General features: G+C 63.1%; 11 protein-coding genes. 6 read left to right on the top strand and 5 right to left on the bottom strand.

The window, feature by feature from the left end:
* The first annotated feature begins 11 nt into the window (after positions 1-11).
* The 5 genes from AC1POX_RS14300 (at position 12) to AC1POX_RS14280 (ending at position 5,433) form a co-directional block, all read left to right on the top strand.
* Positions 12-1,256, top strand: a complete 1,245-nt coding sequence (locus tag AC1POX_RS14300) for a DUF418 domain-containing protein (protein ID WP_057681403.1) — start codon at positions 12-14, stop codon at positions 1,254-1,256.
* Entirely contained in the window at positions 1,234-2,514 is a 1,281-nt protein-coding gene (locus AC1POX_RS14295) for an NAD(P)/FAD-dependent oxidoreductase (protein WP_029819775.1), read from the top strand. Before AC1POX_RS14300 ends, AC1POX_RS14295 begins: the two co-directional genes overlap by 23 nt.
* Entirely contained in the window at positions 2,511-3,881 is a 1,371-nt protein-coding gene (gorA, locus tag AC1POX_RS14290; RefSeq protein ID WP_029819774.1) for a glutathione-disulfide reductase, read from the top strand. Before AC1POX_RS14295 ends, gorA begins: the two co-directional genes overlap by 4 nt.
* Before the next feature lie 408 nt (positions 3,882-4,289).
* Positions 4,290-4,697, top strand: coding sequence for an MGMT family protein (locus AC1POX_RS14285; protein ID WP_011347973.1), 408 nt, complete (start codon positions 4,290-4,292; stop codon positions 4,695-4,697).
* 40 nt (positions 4,698-4,737) lie between these two features.
* Complete coding sequence (locus AC1POX_RS14280; RefSeq protein WP_014090553.1) at positions 4,738-5,433, top strand: rhomboid family intramembrane serine protease; 696 nt, start codon at positions 4,738-4,740, stop codon at positions 5,431-5,433.
* Positions 5,434-5,641: 208 nt separating this feature from the next.
* Here AC1POX_RS14280 and AC1POX_RS14275 read toward each other — a convergent pair whose 3' ends face one another.
* From AC1POX_RS14275 to AC1POX_RS14265, 3 genes are all read right to left on the bottom strand, one after another.
* Positions 5,642-7,657, bottom strand: a complete 2,016-nt coding sequence (locus AC1POX_RS14275; RefSeq protein ID WP_014090552.1) for a M13 family metallopeptidase — start codon at positions 7,655-7,657, stop codon at positions 5,642-5,644.
* 184 nt (positions 7,658-7,841) lie between these two features.
* Positions 7,842-9,938, bottom strand: a complete 2,097-nt coding sequence (locus AC1POX_RS14270; RefSeq protein WP_218555120.1) for a M13 family metallopeptidase — start codon at positions 9,936-9,938, stop codon at positions 7,842-7,844.
* 351 nt (positions 9,939-10,289) lie between these two features.
* Positions 10,290-12,392 (bottom strand): M13 family metallopeptidase, encoded by a 2,103-nt coding sequence (locus AC1POX_RS14265; RefSeq protein WP_338334353.1) that lies wholly within the window; start codon positions 12,390-12,392, stop codon positions 10,290-10,292.
* 448 nt (positions 12,393-12,840) lie between these two features.
* Between AC1POX_RS14265 and AC1POX_RS14260 the strand changes: the two genes are divergently transcribed.
* Entirely contained in the window at positions 12,841-14,436 is a 1,596-nt protein-coding gene (locus AC1POX_RS14260; RefSeq protein WP_338334139.1) for a phytoene desaturase family protein, read from the top strand.
* Positions 14,437-14,700: 264 nt separating this feature from the next.
* Here the strand turns inward: AC1POX_RS14260 and AC1POX_RS14255 are convergent, their stop codons facing one another.
* Together AC1POX_RS14255 and AC1POX_RS14250 are read right to left on the bottom strand one after the other, a co-directional pair.
* Entirely contained in the window at positions 14,701-15,066 is a 366-nt protein-coding gene (locus tag AC1POX_RS14255; protein WP_184419977.1) for a DUF6289 family protein, read from the bottom strand.
* A 250-nt stretch (positions 15,067-15,316) separates the two neighbouring features.
* Positions 15,317-18,403: a TonB-dependent receptor gene (locus tag AC1POX_RS14250; RefSeq protein ID WP_184419978.1), complete on the bottom strand. Its 3,087-nt coding sequence runs from the start codon at positions 18,401-18,403 to the stop codon at positions 15,317-15,319.
* Position 18,404 lies beyond the last annotated feature (1 nt).

Raw genomic sequence — 18,404 nt, 5'->3', positions numbered from 1 at the left:
CCTGAGCCGTGATGACATCCCGCGACGTGCTGCTTCCCATTGCTGCGACCGAGCGCATCGTCGTGCTGGATGTCCTGCGCGGCGTGGCGCTGCTGGGCATCCTGCTGATGAACATCGAAGCCTTTGTCGGGCCACTCGATCTGGCCATGACCGGCGTGGAGCCGCATTGGCATGGCGCCGACCGGGTTGCCGATGCGCTGGTCTACGTGTTCGTGCAAGGCAAGTTCTACACGCTGTTTTCGCTGTTGTTCGGCATGGGCTTTGCGGTGATGGCGCAGCGCGCCGCGCAGGCCGGGCGCGCGTTCTTCGGCCTGTATCTGCGCCGCACCCTCGGGCTGTTGGCGATCGGGCTTGCCCACGCGCTGCTGGTGTGGTCCGGCGATGTCCTGGTGACCTATGCCCTGCTGGCGTTGCTGCTGCTCAGTGCGCGCAACGTGCCGACCGTGACGCTGCCGTGGTTCGCTGCGTTGGTGTACCTGTGCGCACCCGGGCTGACCCTGCTGTATGGGGTGGCAGGCGAGTTGGCGCAGGCCGATCCTGCCGCGACGGTGCAGTGGAAAGCGGCGATGGCCGACGCCGCGCAGCAGGCGCTGGCGAATGTGCAGGCGCAGCGCGCCGCATTCGGCAGCGGCACCTACCTGCAGGCGACGGTGCAGCGCTGGCATGACTTTCAGCAGGCGATGACCGGGCTCAGCATCAATGGCCCGGCCATGCTCGGCATGTTCCTGTTCGGTAGCTGGTTCGTGCGCAGCGGTGCGATCGCCGCGCCCGAGCGCTTCCCCCGTTTGTTTGCGACGCTGCGCCATGGCGTGTTGCCGCTCGGGCTGGGCGTGATGCTGGCAAGTTATGCATTGGAACCGTGGATCGATCCGGCGCGGCTGGACCTGCGCCTGTCCGGCGCCTTCGCGCTGTCGCTGATTGCAGGGCCGTTGATGTGCCTGGGCTACGCCGCATGGGTGGTGCGCCTGGCACCGCGTCTGGCATGGCTTGCGCCGGCGGGGCGGATGGCATTGAGCAATTACCTGCTGCAATCGCTGGTCTGCACCGGCATCTTCTACGGCTACGGGCTGGGCTATTTCGAACAGCTGCCGCGGGTGTGGCAACTGCCGTTCGCGCTGGCACTGTTCGCGCTGCAGGTGCAACTGAGCCGGTGCTGGCTGCACTGGTTCCGCTTCGGGCCGATGGAATGGCTATGGCGCAGCGCGACCTATCTGCAGGTGCCGCCGATGTGGCGTGGCGCTGGGCGCGCCGGGTAGCGCCTGCATGCACGGCAGCCGCGATGATGTGGTGGTGATCGGTGCGGGCGCGATTGGCCTGGCCACCGCGCTGGCACTGGTCGAAGCGGGCCGGCAGGTGCGCGTGCTCGATGCCGGTGCGCCCGGCGCGGCGACCTCCTACGGTAATTGCGGCACCATCACGCCAAGCCATGCACCGCCGCTGGCGGCGCCCGGCATGATTGCGCAGGCACTGAAATGGATGTTCACCCCGGACGCGCCGCTGTATATCCCGCCACGTCTGGATCCGGGGTTGTGGCGCTGGCTGCTGCGTTTCGCGCGGCGCTGCAATCCACGCGATTGGCAGGCCAGTGCACAGGCGCGCGCGGCGTTGTTGCACGACGCGCGGCAGCGCTTCGACGCGTGGGTGGCGCGGTACGGGTTGGAGTGCGAGTTTCGTAACGACGGGCTGGATTACGTGTTCGGCGATGCGCGCCGCTTTGCGCAATACCGCGACGAATGCGCGCTGCTGGCGCAGTGGGGGATCCGGGCAGAGGTCATCGATGGTGCGGACTACGTACGCCAGGATCCCGCATTTCGCGATGGGATCGCCGGTGCGATCCACTTCCCGGGCGATGCCCATCTGCGCCCGGAGCAGTACACCGCGGAGCTTGCGAGGGTGCTGCGCGCACGTGGCGTGGTGATCGATGCGCACTGCCGCGTGCAGGCAATCGTGCCCGATGGAGCTGGCAGCTGCGTGCAGACCGAGCACGGCAAGCGCCCTGCGCGCGAAGTGGTGATCGCAACCGGGCCATGGTCGCCGGTGCTGGCGGCGCAACTTGGTTTGCGCCTGCCGGTGCAGGCCGGCAAGGGCTATTCGATTACCTACAGCGCGCCGCATCTGATGCCGCGCCGCCCGGTGGTGTTGAAGGACCGCTGGGTGTTCGTGGTGCCGTGGCGCGACCGCCTGCGCATCGGCAGCACGATGGAGTTTTCCGGGCGCGATACGCAGCTCAATGCCACACGCCTGGCTGCGTTGGAGCGTGCAGCGGCCGAATATCTGCAGGCGCCATGCGGGCCTGCGGTGATCGATCGCTGGTACGGATGGCGACCGATGACCTGGGACGACGTGCCGGTCCTGGGCGCGGTGCCGGGCCATCCTCACGTCTGGCTCGCAGCCGGGCATGGCATGCTCGGCATCAGCATGAGCACTGCAAGCGGACAATTGATGGCCGACCTGATCACGGGCCGCGCACCCGCGCTGGACCCGCATCCTTACCGGGCGGAGCGTTTCGCATGAGTGCGCGTTACGACTACGACGTGGTGATTCTGGGGGGCGGCTCCGGCGGCCTCGCGGCTGGATTTCGCGCAGCAAGACATGGCGCGCGCGTGGCGATCATGGAGCCCGACGAACTGGGCGGCACCTGCGTCAATCTCGGTTGCGTGCCGAAGAAGGCGATGTGGCTGGCAGCCGATCTGGCCGGCAAGATCGAGGTGGCCAGCGCGCTGGGATTCGAGGTGCCGCGCCCGACGCTGGCCTGGCAGGAGCTGGTCACGCATCGGCAGGGGTACATCTCCAACATCCACGCCAGCTATCGACGCCGCCTCAACGAAGATGGCGTGGTCCTGATCCCGCAACGCGGCGTATTGCAGGACCGCCATACCGTCATGGGCAGCGACGGCGTACCGGTGACCGCCGAGCACATCGTGATCGCCACCGGCGCACACCCGTTACGCCCGGACGTGGAGGGCGCAGAACATGGCGAAGTCTCCGACGATTTCTTCAATCTCTGCCATGCGCCCGAGCGGGTCGCGATTGTCGGCGGTGGCTATATCGCGGTGGAAATCGCCGGGCTGCTGCAGGCCCTGGGAAGCCGCGTGCATCTGTTCGTGCAGGGCGAGCGTTTGCTGGAGCGCTTCGATGCGGAGCTGACCTTGCAGTTGGCCGACAACCTGCGCCATCTGGGCGTGCGGCTGCACTTCGGTTTCACCACCACCGCATTGGAGCGCGATCTGCATGGTGCGTTGCGCGTGCATGGTCATTGCGTGCATCCGCGCGAGCAGGGCAACGACGTCTTCGACAAGGTGTTTTTTGCGGTGGGTCGCCGCGCCAATACCGCCGGGCTGGGTCTGGAGGCGGTGGGCGTTGCGCTTGGCGACAAGGGCGAAGTGGTGGTGGACGACGGGCAGACCACCAACGTGCCGAATATTCACGCCATCGGCGATGTGGGCGGCAAGGTCGGACTGACGCCGGTGGCGATTGCGGCAGGGCGCAAGCTGATGGATCGCCTGTTCGGTCATCAGCCGGATGCGCGCATGGACTACGAAAACGTGCCCAGCGTGGTGTTTTCGCACCCGCCGCTTGGCAATGTCGGGCTCACCGAAGAACAGGCGCGTGCACGGTACAACGGTGCGGTGCGCGTGTACCGCAGCAATTTCCGCCCGATGCTGCACGCGCTGGCCGACGCGCCGCAGCGCAGTCTGTTCAAGCTGGTGTGCGTGGGCGAGGAAGAACGTGTGGTCGGTGTCCATCTGCTGGGTGAGAGCGCCGACGAAATGCTGCAAGGCTTTGCGGTGGCGGTGAAGATGGGCGCGACCAAGCGGGACTTCGAGGAGACCGTGGCGATTCATCCCACTTCGTCTGAAGAGATTGTGTTGATGCATTGAGGGGGGCGCTGTCGCCATCGACGGTGGGTTGCCGCGTGGCGGCGCATGAGGCGATGCCTTGATCAATGCCAGACTGGGATAGCCAGTGGCAGCCGTAGCCTCATCCGGCGCTGCGCGCCACCTGGTCCCCCAGTGTCTCGATGGAAGAATGGACCGAGCTTCTGTCCCTGTGGGAGAGGGTTGGGGTGAGGGTCTGGTACAAGCGACGCATCGATCCAACGCGACCTGATGTTCAAGGTTGGTTGTACCTTTATCCACGAACAAACGACGACTGATTGCGTGTCCCCGGCGGTTTGCTCTGCTGCGCCCGCACCTCAAGCCCTCTCCCGGGAGCAGAGGGCTTGCAACCTTCCCCTCGCGTGCAGGGCGATCCGCACACGCACGCTCATCAGCTGGCATGCTTGTGCGATGCCCACATCTCGCCATCCAACACCGCGCGGCACCGCCAGCCCACCTGCGCGCGCAGGCTCCAAGAGCGCGTCACTGTCCGGCGAGCAGGCGCGGCTGCGGATTCTTCAGGCGATCGGCGCAATTCCCGTGGGCGAGGTCGCCGGTTATGGGGAAGTTGCCCGGCGCGCGGGCCTGCCGGGCCGTGCGCGACTGGTGGCACGCGTGCTCAGCGGCAACGACGACCCGCAGCTGCCCTGGCACCGCGTATTGCGCAGCGACGGCCGGATTGCCTTGCCCGAAGGCTCGGCAGGCTACCGCGAGCAATGCCAGCGCCTGCGCGACGAGGGCGTCCAGGTGGAACGTGGCCGTGTGCGCCGGGCCAGCGCCGCGCAGCGGCTGGATGCGGCCGTGTGGGGACCTTCATAAGCCTGCCGTTATCATCGGCAGCATTCCGAAGGAAGCCGCCATGCCTCAATTGCCGCCCGTCACCAAAGCATTACTGATCGCCAACATCGGCTTGTTCCTGCTGCAATGGGCGGTGGGCGACCTGGGCGCTGGCGTGTTGCCATCGGACAGCGTGTTGTCGTGGCTGATGTTGTGGCCGCTGTCCAACGGCTTCGATGCGTTTTCGCCGGGTGCCAGCTTCATGCCCTGGCAGCTGCTGACCTACGCATTCCTGCATGGCGGCTTCAACCATCTATTTTTCAACATGCTGGCGCTCTTCATGTTCGGCGCGCCGTTGGAACAGACCTGGGGCCAGAAGCGCTTTCTCACCTACTACCTCGTGTGCGTCGCCGGCGCCGGCCTGTGCCAGTTGCTGATGGCCTGGTTCACGCAAAGCGGTGCGCCGGTCGTCGGCGCATCGGGCGGCGTGTTCGGTTTGCTGCTGGCTTACGGAATGCTGTTCCCCAATCAGCGCGTGATGCTGCTGTTCCCGCCGATTCCAATGAAGGCGCGGACCTTCGTGATCGTGTTCGGCGCGATCGAGTTACTGCTCGGGGCGACCGGTTGGCAGCCTGGCGTGGCCCACTTCGCGCATCTGGGCGGCATGCTGTTCGGCTGGCTGATGATCCGCTACTGGCGCGGCCAGTCGCCATTCGGCGGCAGCGGCGGAAGGAAGGGCGGCGGGAAGCGCAAGCCGCCGTTGCGCGTGGTGCGTTGAGATCCACGCTGCTCCGTAGGAGCGACCCTGGCCGCGATGGGGTTTTACCGGCAAGGCTTCATCTCGGCCGGGCCGCCCCTACGAAGAGCGCGTTGAGGTAAGCAACGGATGGGCGAAATGCCAGGCACAAAAAAAGAGCGCGGAGTCCGCGCTCTTCTTTATTGCCTGCCACTGCGTGCTGATTGCCAGCGACTTGCTGGCGCCTGACTCAGCGCCAGATCTTCAACTGCTCGGCATCCACGCGCTGCATCGGCTGGCCGGCCTTGCAGCTGAACGCTGCACCGAACTCGGGCAGGTTCGAGAGCGGGCCATTGGTGCGCCACTGGCCCGGTGCGCGGATGTCGGCGCTTGCGCGCTGCACCGCCTCGTTGGGCGACAACTGCTGTGCCCACAGCCCGGCCCAGGCGGTGAAGAAGGCCTGCTTGTCGGCCTCGGTGGCTGCCGGCTGCGCCTTGCTGAACGCCTGCCAGGCCAATTCGACGCCGGCCAGATCGGCCAGGTTCTCTTCGGCGGTCTGCGCACCATTGACCTTGGCGTTGGGCACGCCCGGGTACGGGTAGGCGGAGAACTGCGCGGCGACCTTGTTGGTCAGCATGGTCCAGCTCGCCTTTTCGGCCGGCGTCCACCAGCTGCGCAATTCGCCCTTGGCATCGACCAGCGAGCCCTTGGCATCGATCGCACGGGTGATCTCGTGTGCGACCAGCGCACCGTAGGCACCGTACTGCGCGGCCTGGGTGCCGCCGGTGGTCAACACCGGCGCCTGCAACACGGCGGCAGTGACGATCAGGCGGTTCTGCGCAATGTCGTAGGCCACCGCCGGCTGTTGCGGCAGCACGTCCCAGCGACGGTCGGCGTTGCCCTTGCCGATGCGCTTCATCTCTTCGCGGTGGCGCCAGGTCGAGGCGATCAGCATGTTGCCGCCGAAGCTGCCGCGCCCCATCGGCTGCACGGTGTAATCCAGGTCGCGTCGCGGCGCGCCGACTTCGATCTTCATCGCGGCCAGCTTGGCCTTGGCTTCGGCCACCACCTCGCCGTTGCCCCAACCGGTGCGCTCCAGCGCGGCCAGCTGTGCATCGCGCACCTGGTCTGCGATGGCTTCGGCCTGGCGACGGGTGTCGCTGCTCAGATAACGCGCCACGTACTCGCGGCCGAGCATCGGGCCGGCGGCCACGTTGATCGCGTCCAGTACCTGCTGCCAACGCTGCGGCGGCACCGCATCGCCACGCAGCAGACGGCCACGGAACTGGTATTCGGCATCGTGGAAGCTCTTGGACAGGTACGGCGCCATCGCATCGCCCACGCGCCAGCGCAGGTAGGCCTTCCATTGGTCCGGCTTGATGCTGACGATCATGCTGTCGAGTTGCTTGAACATGGCCGGGTCGGCCATCGACACCAGGTCGTCCTTGACGCCCTGCGCCTCCAGAAAGTCGGCCAGGCGCAGGTTCTTGTACTGCTTGCCCAGTTCCTTGGTGGCGATCGGTGCGTAGTTGTTGAACGGGTTATTGATGCCCTGCACCGACTGCGCGCTACGCGCCAGCGCGGTTTCGATCTGCAGCACGGAGGCGGCGTCGGCGTCGAGCTTGTCGGCAGCGGTGCCGGTCAGCGCCAGGATCTGCTTGACGTACGCGCGGTAGCGGCCCATCAGCGCCTGGGTGTCGGCGTCGGTGCGGGTGTAGAAGGCCGGGTCGGGCAGGCCCATGCCGCCCTGCATGAAGTAGCCGATATGGCGATCGAGCGCCTTCAGGTCCACGTCCGGGCCGAAATTGAAGCCGACCGGAATACCGACCTGATGCAACGCGGCGATGGAAGCGGGCACATCCTTGGCCTTCTTGATCGCGTCGATGCGCGAGAGCAGGGGGGCGATCGGATTGGAGCCGTCCTTCTCCACAGCCGCTTCGTCCAGGCCGCTGGCCCAGAAATCGCCGAGCAGCTTCTGCACGTTGCCCTGCGGGGACTTCATCGATGCATCGAGCAACTCGCGCTGCTGCTGCAGGGCGCGCTCGGACAATTGACCCAGCGCGGTGACGGCGCCGGCCTGCGGCACGGGGTTGGCCTTGAGCCAGCTGGCGTTGGCGTAGTCGTAGAAATTGGTGCAGGCCGCCGAGACGGCCGGAGCCTTGGGCGCTGCGGCCTTCTTCTTGCGAGCGGCGTCGGCGTCGGGGGCGGACAGCAGCGAGATCAGACTGAAGCCAAGAGCGAGGGCAAGCGGACGAATGGTGGGCATCGAGAAGAAGGGTGGCCAGATTGAAGTCGGCGGAGTTTAGCAAGGCTGCGTGCCGCGCAGGCAGGCGCGCGCGCCGGTTCGTGTTCGGTGCCGGCCGCTTGCATGAATGCGACAGGCCCCCGCGTGCGGGCCTGTACCGGGTGCCACCGTGTTGGAAGCGCTTGCAGCCGTCGCCTGTGCAGGCTTACCAGATCACCACACGGTCTTTTTCTGGCCGCACCATCGCATCGCCGGCCTTGCAGGAAAATGCCTTGGCGAAGGAGGGCATGTTCGAGGGCGGGGCAATGGCGCGCAGGTTGTCGGGCGCATGGGGGTCGCTTGCCAGGTAGACCAGCTGCTGCTGTTCGCGCGTCTGCCCACGCCAGCTGCGTGCATAGTTCAGGAAGAAGCGTTGATCCGGGCTGTAGCCGTCGATCGCGACGGCGCGTTCCGGATGCGCGCGCAGATCTGCCTGCAACGCATCGTAGGCGACGTTGGTACCGCCCAGGTCGGCGATGTTTTCGCCCAGGCTGAGCCTGCCATTGACGTGCACCGTGGGGTGGTCGGGCAGCGGCACGTAGGCATCGAACTGTTTGACCAGTCGCTCGGCACGTTGCTCGAAGGCCTTGCGATCCTGCGGTGTCCACCAGTCGACATTGTTCCCGGCGCCGTCGAACTGGCGGCCCTCATCGTCGAAGCCGTGCGTGGCTTCGTGCCCGATCACTGCGCCGATGCCGCCGTAGTTCAAGGCGTCGTCCGCACTGGCGTCGAAGAACGGCGGCTGCAGAATTCCGGCAGGGAAATTGATGGAATTGGTGCTGGGGTCGTAATACGCATTGACCGTCTGCGGGGTCATCTGCCAGCGCATCCGGTCGGTGGGCTTACCGATCTGGGCGATGTCGTAGTGATAATTGAATTTCGCTGCTGCCTGCAGGTTGCGGTAATACGCGCCAGGCACGATCTCCAGCCCCGACCAGTCGCGCCAGGTGTCGGGATAGCCGATTTTGGGCAGGAATGTTTGCCACTTGGCGATGGCCTTGGCCTTGGTTTCCGGGCTCATCCAGTCGACGTTCTCGATGCGCGCCTTGAGCGCAACACGCACGTTGTCCACCAAGTCGCTGGCACGCTGTTTGGCTTCCGGCGTGAACACCTTGGCGACGTAGAGCTGCCCCAGCCCTTCGCCCATTGCGCCGTTGACCGTGCGTAATACGCGCTTCCAACGCGGCTGCTGTTCGGGTTGCCCGGACAGCGTTTTGCCATAGAACGCGAAGTTGTTGTCGACGAAGGCCTTGCTGAGCTGCTTGGAGGCGTCGTCGATGGTGTGGAAGCGCAGATAGGCCTGCCATTGTGCGATCGGCGCGTTCGCCAGCTGACGATCGAATTCGGCGAAGAACCGCGGCTGCGACAGGGAAAAGCCGGTACCGCTGTCGATGCCTTGCACGGCGAAGAAATTGCTCCATGCAAAGTGCGGCGTGAGTTTGTCGGCCTCGGCCGTGCTGACGAAGTGATACTGGTTCCTGGGGTCACGCGCCTCGGTGCGTGTGAGTGAGGCCGCGGCCAGCCGTGTTTCGAGCGCCAGGACCTCGCTCGCCTGTGCCTTGGCGGCGTCTGCGGTGCTGCCGGTGAGCTCGAAGGATTTGGCGATGTAAGCCAGATATGCCTCGCGAATAGGCGCGTATTCGGGAGAGGTGTAGTACTCCTTGGTCGGCAGGCCCAGTCCACCTTCCTGCGCGAACCCGATCTGCCTGTCGGCATGTTTGAAGTCCGCACGTGCGCCGAAATCGAACACCTGCGCATCGCCTTCGGCAAAACGATGCGTGATGTAGTCGGCAACCTCCTTGCCTGAGGTCAGCGCGGCGATGGCGTCGAGCTGTGGCTTGATCGGCCGGTCGCCGGCCGCTTCGATGGCCGCTTCATCCATGCCCGAGGCATACAGCATGCCGATCTTGTGGGCGACAGGATTGGTTTGGGTGTCCGCCTGCCTTGCGGCGTCTTCGGCAATCTGGCGTTGGGTGGTCAGGCTGTTCTCCACGAGCACGTCGGAGACCCCCCAACTGGTGCGGTCGGCCGGGATGGGATTGGCTTTTTTCCAACGGCCATTGACGAAATCGTCCAGGTTCTGGCACGCGTTGGTAGCTGCATCCAGTTCGCCGATGTCGAATGCAGGTTTCGCGGCCGCTGTCGCTGCAGGTGCCGAGGTCGCGGTTTTTTCCGGCGTGCTGCTGGTTTGCGCTTCGCGTTGGCAGCCTGCCAGGGCGACCAGCAGGGCAAGGGCAAGCGTGGAGGTCTTGGTGTGTGACATGGGCGCCAGTGGCTGGGATAAACGCCGAGCATAAGCGGACCCATCACCAGGGGGCGCGTGCGTTGAGTTTTGTTGAGGCTTGCATGCAGGCGCGATTGCAGATCGCACCGCATTGCAGCTGGTGTTTGCGGGTCTTGCGTCGCAGCAGGATGCGCGTTCTACCCGTTGGTCGGCATCGGTCTGGCAGCGCGTGCGTGCAGGAAAGATCATCCAGTGCAGGAGCATGGCCTGCCTCGGTCGTTGGTGCCGGCTGGCGGATTTGGAGAAAGACGCTGCGGCAAATACCGGGTGCACAACGAAAACGGGCGGCCATCTTTCGATGGCCGCCCGTGCTTTATCGCGCTTGCGCAATTACCAGATCACGACCTGCTTGTCGCCCTGACGCACCATCGCATCGCCCGCCTTGCACGAGAACGCGGCGGCGAAGGCCGGCATGTTCGACGGTGCGCCGATGGCGCGGAAGTTCGCCGGTGCATGCGGGTCGGTCTTCAGGCGCACGGCCAGTTCTTCCGGGGTGAAGTTGCGACGCCATACCGTGGCCCAGTTGAGGAAGAAGCGCTGGTCGCGGGTGATGCCGTCGGTCTTGGGGTCGTCCTTGCCGGCAGTGGCGGCCTTCATGGCGTCGTAGGCGGTGTTCAGGCCACCCAGGTCGGCGATGTTTTCGCCCAGGGTCAGGTCGCCCTTGACCTTGTCGCCGGCCGGCGTGCGGTAGCCGTCGAACTGCGCCACCAGCTTGCCGGTGCGTGCCTTGAACGCGTCCAGGTCCTTCTGCGTCCACCAACCCGGATCGGGGATGAAGTTGCCATCGGCGCCGAAGCGGCTGCCCTGGTCGTCGTAACCGTGGGTCATCTCATGGCCGATCACTGCACCGATGCCGCCGTAGTTCATTTCCTCCGGCGCATTCGGGTCGAAGAACGGCGGCTGCAGGATGGCGGCCGGGAACACAATCTCGTTTTGCAGCGGGTTGTAGTAGGCGTTGACCGTCTGCGGGCTCATGCTCCATTCGGTCTTGTCCACCGGCTTGCCGATCTTGGACAGGTTCCACTTGTAGTTGAATTCCTGCGCGGCCATCACGTTGCCCAGGTAGCTGTCGCGGCCGGTGCTCAGGCCGTTCCACTCACGCCACTTTTCCGGGTAGCCGATCTTGGGCGTGAAGCTTTCCCACTTGGCGATGGCCTTGGTCTTGGTCTCCGGGCTCATCCAGTCCAGCTTTTCGATGCGGGCCTTGAGCGCGGTACGCAGATTGGTCACCAGGGTTTCCATCTTGGCCTTGGAATCGGCCGGGAAGGCAACCTTGACGTACAGCTGGCCCAGCGCTTCGCCGGCCTGGCCGTTGATGGTGGCCAGCACGCGCTTCCAACGCGGCTTGATTTCCTTCTGGCCGCGCATTGTCTTGTTGTAGAACGCGAAGTTCTCATCGACGAACGGCTGGCTCAGGAACGGCGAAGCGCCATCGACGGTGTGGAAGCGCAGGTACGCGCGCCAGATCGTCGGGTCGGTATCGGCGATCATCTTGCTCACTTCCTGATGGAAGGCGGGGATCGCCAGCGAGAACATCTCCGGCGTGGCCACGCCCTGCGACTTGAAGAACTCGGTCCACGACCAGTTCGGGGTCAGCTTGTCGGCCTCGGCGGGGGAGATCGGGTTGTAGGCCAGCGAGGCGTCGCGCGACAGCTCGGTGCTGGTCTTGGACACCTTGGCCAGGCGGGTTTCGAACGCGACCACTTGCTTGGCCTGCGCGGCGGCATCGGCCGCGGCCACGCCCGACAGCTCCAGCACCTTGGCGATGTGCGCCTGGTAGGCCTCCAGCTTGGCCTTGTTGGCGGGGCTGGTGTAGTACTCCGGGTCCGGCAGGCCCAGGCCTCCCTGCATGGCATAGGCGATGTTCTGGCTGGACTTCTTGAAGTCCGCTTCGGCGCCGAAGCCGAAAAGGACGTTGTTGCCCTTGGCCGCGCTGCTGCGCAGGTAGTCCACCAGCTTGGCTTGGTCCCTAATCGCGTCGATGGCGGCCAGTTCCGGCTTCAGCGGCTCGATGCCCTGCGCGTTGATCTTGGCTTCGTCCATGCCGGTCGACCACAGGTTGCCGACGATCTTTTCCACACCGGTGGCCTTGCTGTCGGCTGCGGCCTGTTCCACCAACTGCCGCTGGATCGCATTGGAGCGCTCGTCGAGCATCTCGAACGCGCCCCAGCTGGTGCGGTCGCTCGGCACCGGGTTGGCGGCCAGGAACTTGGCATTGGCGTAGGCGTTCAGATCGGTACAGGCGTTGCTGTTGGGGTCCAGGTCGGCCGCGGTGAACTGGTTCACTGCCGGCAGCTTGCTCTGGTCCAGGGTCAGCGTCTTGGGCGCTGCCGGGGTAGTGGCCGCGGTGTCGCCCGCAGGGGCCGCAGGTGCGGTGTCTTCGGACTTCTTGCAACCGCTCAGGGCGGTGGCCACGGCCAGGGTCAGCGTCAATAAATGAGGTGTACGAATCACGAAGGACTCCGGAAGCATCGATGGGAAGCCCCGTCGCCGGGGCCGTGGCCGGCACTCTACGCCTCGCCAGCCGGATGGCATGGTGTCGAAGGTCATGGGTGCGGGGTGTAGAGGGCCGGGGGAGGCACCAGCTTTTGGAGCGCGGGAGTGCCGAACATCCTGTGAGCCGGCCCGCCATGGCCAGTAGGCAACGGCGGTATTGTCGATGTCACACAACCTGCAGCTGTCGGCTGGAGGTGTCGGCGTGGTCACCCCCGAATCACCCAGCGGGGCACTTGCTGGCAACCACTAGCGGCACTGTGCAGCGACCGTTCTTCGCCTACCACCTGCGCGCGCCGCCGCAGTGCTGCATTGTTAGCGGCGGGCAGGCTCATACGCTGCCGTTGACAGATGGTGGGCGCAGATGAGCGGTGCTATATACCAGTGCATGCCCGTCGCCTCTGAACCCCTGGATGCACTGATCATCGGCGCCGGCCACAACGGGCTGGTGTGCGCTGCCTATCTGGCCAAGGCTGGTAAAAGGGTGCTGGTGTTGGAAGCGCGCGACGTGGTTGGCGGTGCGGCGGTGACCGAGGAGTTTCATCCAGGTTTCCGCAATTCGGTGGCGGCGTACACGGTGTCGTTGCTGCAACCCAAGGTCATCGCCGATCTCGCACTGGAGCGCCATGGCCTGCACGTGGTGCCGCGACGTCTCAACAATTTTCTGCCGTTGCCGAACGGTGACTATTTGCTTGCCGGGGCAGGGCGCACGGCACAGGAAGTTGCCAGGTTTTCAGCGCGGGATGCGGCCGCATTGCCCGCCTACGAAGCGCGGTTGGAGCAGTTGGCCGACGTATTGCGTGCGCTGGCCTTGCAGCCACCGCCTGATGTCACCGATGGCGGCTGGCTACAGGCATTGCCGCAGCTATGGCGGGCAGGCAAGCTCGGGCTGCAGTTGCAGGGCCTGCCGCTGACACTGCGCCAGGAGCTGTTGGACCTGTTTACGATTTCAGCGGCCGAATATCTGGATCGCTGGTTCGAAAGCGCGCCGATCAAGGCCTTGTTCGGCTTCGATGGCATTGTCGGCAATTACGCCAGTCCCCACACGCCGGGTACCGCATACGTGTTGTTGCACCACGTGTTCGGGCAGAGCAACGGGGTCAAGGGGGCATGGGGCCACGCCATCGGTGGCATGGGTGCGATCACCCAAGCCATGGCCGCCAGCGCGCGCGAACACGGCGTGCAAATCCGTACCGGCTGCGTGGTGGAGCGCGTGTTGGTGGAGCAGGGGCGTGCAGTCGGTGTCGTCACGACCGGCGGTGAGACGATCCACGCCCGCGCGATCGTGGCCAACGTCAACCCGAAACTGCTGTATCAGCGCCTGATGCGGCCAGGCGACGTGCCTGCGACAACGCGCGAACGTATTGCCCATTACCGCTGCGGGTCGGGCACCTTCCGCATGAATGTCGCACTCTCGCGCCTGCCGGACTTCACCGCGTTGCCCGGCGACGGCGATCACCTGACCGCCGGCATCATCCTGGCACCGAGCCTGGACTACATGGACCGCGCCTGGCACGACGCGCGCGCGTTGGGATGGTCGCGTGAGCCCGTGGTCGAACTGCTCATTCCCAGCACCCTGGACGACACCCTTGCGCCGCCTGGTCAGCATGTCGCCAGCCTGTTCTGCCAGCACGTGGCACCGCAACTGCCCGATGGCGGGCAGTGGGACGATTATCGCGACGAGGTGGCCGATCTGATGATCGCAACGGTCGAGCGCTACGCGCCCGGATTCGCGGCATCGGTCCTGGGCCGGCAGATCCTCAGCCCGCTCGATCTGGAACGCATTTTCGGCCTGGTTGGAGGCGATATCTTTCACGGCGCCCTCAGCCTCAATCAGCTGTTCAGCGCACGCCCCCTACTGGGGCAGGGTGCCTATCGCGGCGCGGTGCCGGGGTTGTATCTGTGTGGATCCGGGACCCATCCCGGTGGAGGTGTGACGGGTGCGCCTGGGCATAACGCGGCGCAGGTGATTTTGGGTGGGTGAGCCATGCATACAGTATCTTTCGATGCGCTTGCGACAAAAAAAGGCCCTGGAGTCAGGGCCCGAGAGCATTCTGATACTTTCTCGTAACAACGCTATCGTAGTGCTCTGCAGTCAGCGCATCTCTTGCCGATGGTCTAGCTCGGCGAAGTTTGCTCAATTGTACCGCCCGCCCACATCAGGCTGCTCCAGAGGCACTTGAAGATCATCAGGCCAGCGTTTCGCTCCAAGCGCATAAGATAGCGCCGCCTTGCAGGCTAGCGGTGGTTAGTTGTACAAGCCGCGCTGCCATGGGCTGGTCAAATAGCCGTTTGGCCACGGGCCGCTGTCGCACATGCCCTGTCCCCACGTATCGCAGAAGTCAGAGCGCAACTGAGGCGACAGCCCAGAGTAGGTGATCGAGGTGGCTTCACGTGTGTCGCACGCGTAAACGATGACGACGCGCTTTTCTGTCGATGTCGTACCTTGATGTTCTGTCTGATTGCTGCAGTACAGAATGCTTTGACCAACAAGATTTTCGTTGGCGTCGAACCACATCCAGGTACGACCATATTGAGTCGCCGCGCTTGCATCTTGGGCGACAGTAACTGCACTAAACGCCGCAAAGATAGCGGCCCAAATTGCTGCTTTCATCAACCATCTCCTTGTTCTGCCCCATTCCCTGAGGCGGGGGGTGCACTCTTTACTCCTTATCGATTTGTAGGTCCGGTTGCAAGCTGGAAGACACCCTTTTGCCTAAATGATCTGCTGTCTTGTCGTCTAGGAAAAAAGAGTTGACGTTGCGTTTTCGGCTAGCAACCCATTGCGGCCGGTATCAAGACAGGCTATCTGAAGAGCATAAAAAATACCGGAAGCGTCGACCTGACGCTTCCGGTGGGTGCGATTAGAAATCGTAAGATGCTGATAGGCGCACGTAGCGCGGAGTGTTGTAGCTATAGTTTTCCAGGCCGATCCCGTATGTGTTTGAAATTAGTCCCGGGTCGGTTTCGTACACGCCGTCGACACGAGTGACCGCCCGATCATTGAGTACGTTGAAGACCTGTAAGCCAAACGCCAGCTTGTGCTCAGCAAAAGAAGGACGATAGGTCACGCCTAGATCCAAGTTTTTGATCCAGGGTGTACGACCAGCATCTCCTGGTCTCGAGGGCTGACCACCACAATAGTGATAGGCCGATCCGTAATTGATGGGATCTGGATCTTGGGGATCGTTGAAGTACCCAAGGCAAGAAATCGGAGTGCCTGACATGACACGCAATGTCGCCGAGGCCATCCATTCTGGCGTGATTTGGTACGCACCAAATGCCTTGAGTTGATGGCGACGATCATTCGCCAAGCTGCCGCCAGCGTAATACATCAATGCTGCAGCATCCCAATCCTGTGTCTTGGAGACATCGGCCTGACCAATATCGGATTTTACTTGGCCTTCTGTATTCCCATAGCTGTGTGACCAAGTGTAGTCGATGCGGCCGTACCACTTTTCATCGAACGGATGCTCCAAGAAAAGATCGACGGCAATGTAACTGCGTTTGGCCTTGTCGGTAAAACCCCAATCGGACTGCGACATTTGCAGTTGCGTAAAGCCAGAGCCATCCCGATTTGCCAGATTGTAAGTGTTGGTTTTTCCGGGATTGAAAATAACGCAATAGGGGATGTCGATGGTTCTTGGGTCGATGCCCTGTGCGGCAAGTTTCAAGTCGCCGCGCGCGTTGTAGTCATCATTATGCATGTCGCAGACATCGTCGATCGCTGCTTCCAGTCGGCGATAAGTCGCCTTCGCCCCCGAATTCCAGCTCTCGCCAATCGTCTTCTCAAAGCCAAGGATCAACTCGTCCTGATACTGTGATTTCAGGTCGCTTGGCGCAAAGGCACCCGGGTTTGGCGCCTGGCCGAACTCGCCATTGGCAGACACCGGCCCCGGTCCAAAAGGCGTCAAGCCGGTCGGTTCGCCATTCGCATCGATACCCGTATAGGTGAAGTACTGATCTGTATATGTCGACGCTGAAGCTCCGCGGATGGCGACGCTGTTGGGTAGCGCAAGGTAGTATCGGCCAAGATTGGCGAAAATTTTCAATGAAGAATCGCCGAATACATCCCAGCTCGCACCGAGGCGAGGGGCCCATTGGTCGCCACTATCTACATAGGGAACATGATCGCTATTAAAATTCGTGAACTTGTCGTTTCGGATACCAAGCGTCAGCAGCCACTTGTCGCTGACCTGCCATCGATCCTCCAGATAGTACGCTTTCTGTTCGACCGCCATACTCGTGGTCGTGGTGAAGATGCGTTGTTGGGCATAAAATCCATTTGAGCCTGCACCAGGAGCGCCGACCCCTAAGCCGGGGCGTACAGGTGTTTGCTCGGTAAGCGCACGTCCATAGATCCACTGATATCCAGGGCCAGTGGTGCGAACCCCTTCGTCGTAGGCGTTGAAATACATGTTGTCCACGCCTGCGGTGACGTCGTGGTCGCCTAACCGGTAGTTGAGTTCTAGACGCAGGCTTCGTGTCTTGTTGATTGGATCATCAGCCTTAGCACGGTTCGTTGCCTGGTTATTACGAATCGGGGTGCCGCCATTCAGAGCGGGATTTTGGCTGGTTACACTGCCAAGAAATGGGAGGTCCGAGATGAATGGATTGAACTGTTGGTTATGTTGTGTGCTCCGGCCCCAGGTGGCGTTCAGCGTCAAATCATCCGTCAAATACCCTGTGTATTTAAAGATGTCGTAGCTGTCTTTGATTTTGAAAGTGTCTGGGTAAGTTCCTGTTCGATCGCCACTGACCAGGCCGTCATAATCGAATGCAGTGTAATATCCCCCGCGTCGATCAGTGTTTTCGACGCGTGTGTATTCCAAAATATTGCTATCGTTGATATTCCAATCGAGTTTTCCGTAGAACTTCGGCGTGCTGTATTCGTAGTTATTGCGGGCTTGGATACTCGCGTTGCTCGCGTTAGTGTTGATTCCTTCGACTTTCTCCGCTTCGCCAGCGACAAAAATGAAAAGGCGGTCTTCAATCAGAGGGCCGCCAGCATAGGCGCTATAGACTGTGCGAGTTTGTTTGTTATCTTTGCCTGAGCGATAAAGTGTTCCAGGCTGGTCTGGGGTGTCGTACTCATATCCAGCCGGCAATGCTGCATCCGGATACCAGACATCACCGCGTGAGCTGGATAGTGACTTGGGCTCCCAAACAGACTGAAAGCCGAAGTGCCATTCGTTGGTGCCGCGTTTGCCCAACTGGTTAATCACGCCGCCGGTCGAGCGGCCGTACTTGGCGCTGTAACCGCCGGTATAAGTTTCCTGCTGGTCGATCGCGCCGTACGGCAAGCTCACACCGCCGAGGTTGCTCAATGGGTTGCTAACGTTGAAACCGTTAATGTAGTAAGCGTTTTCGGTGACGCCCGAGCCACCGAAAGACACCACCGAGCGCGAGCCATTGTTGAATGCGCCTGCGCCCGATACCGCTCCCGGCGCAAGCAACGCAATCGCTTCGGCGCTACGCCCCAGCGGCAAGGTGGCCAGCTGCTCGGAGGTAATGACCGAGCGCGAGCTGGTCGAGCTGACATCGATCTTCGGTGCGTTGGCGGCGGTAACGGTGATCGCGCCGAGCGTGGTTGCATCGGCGTTGCTGCCCGATGCGGCCGCGCCGGCGAAGGACACTTCAGTGCCTGAGCCAACGCGCAACTGCACGTTCTTGCGGGTGTCGACGACCTGGTCGCCGCGCTTCAGGGTGACGGTGTAGGCGCCCACCGGCAGCGAGCCGAGGTTGTAGCGGCCATTGGCATCCACCGTAATGGTGCGGCTGAGCCCGGTGTCGCTCTGCACGACGATCGTGCTGCCGGCTTCAGACGGGGCGCTGCCGTAAATGCTGCCGGTGGTGCTTTGCGCGTAGACCGCGCCGTTGGTTAGGCAAGCACCGAGCACGACGGCGAGAGCGGTGCGTTTGAGGACTTGGCGACGAAACTGATTGCTCATT

The organism is Xanthomonas sp. NCPPB 3442 (assembly GCF_056725145.1).
Note: the sequence above shows the minus strand (reverse complement) of the source record. Positions and strands in the feature narration are given on the sequence as shown.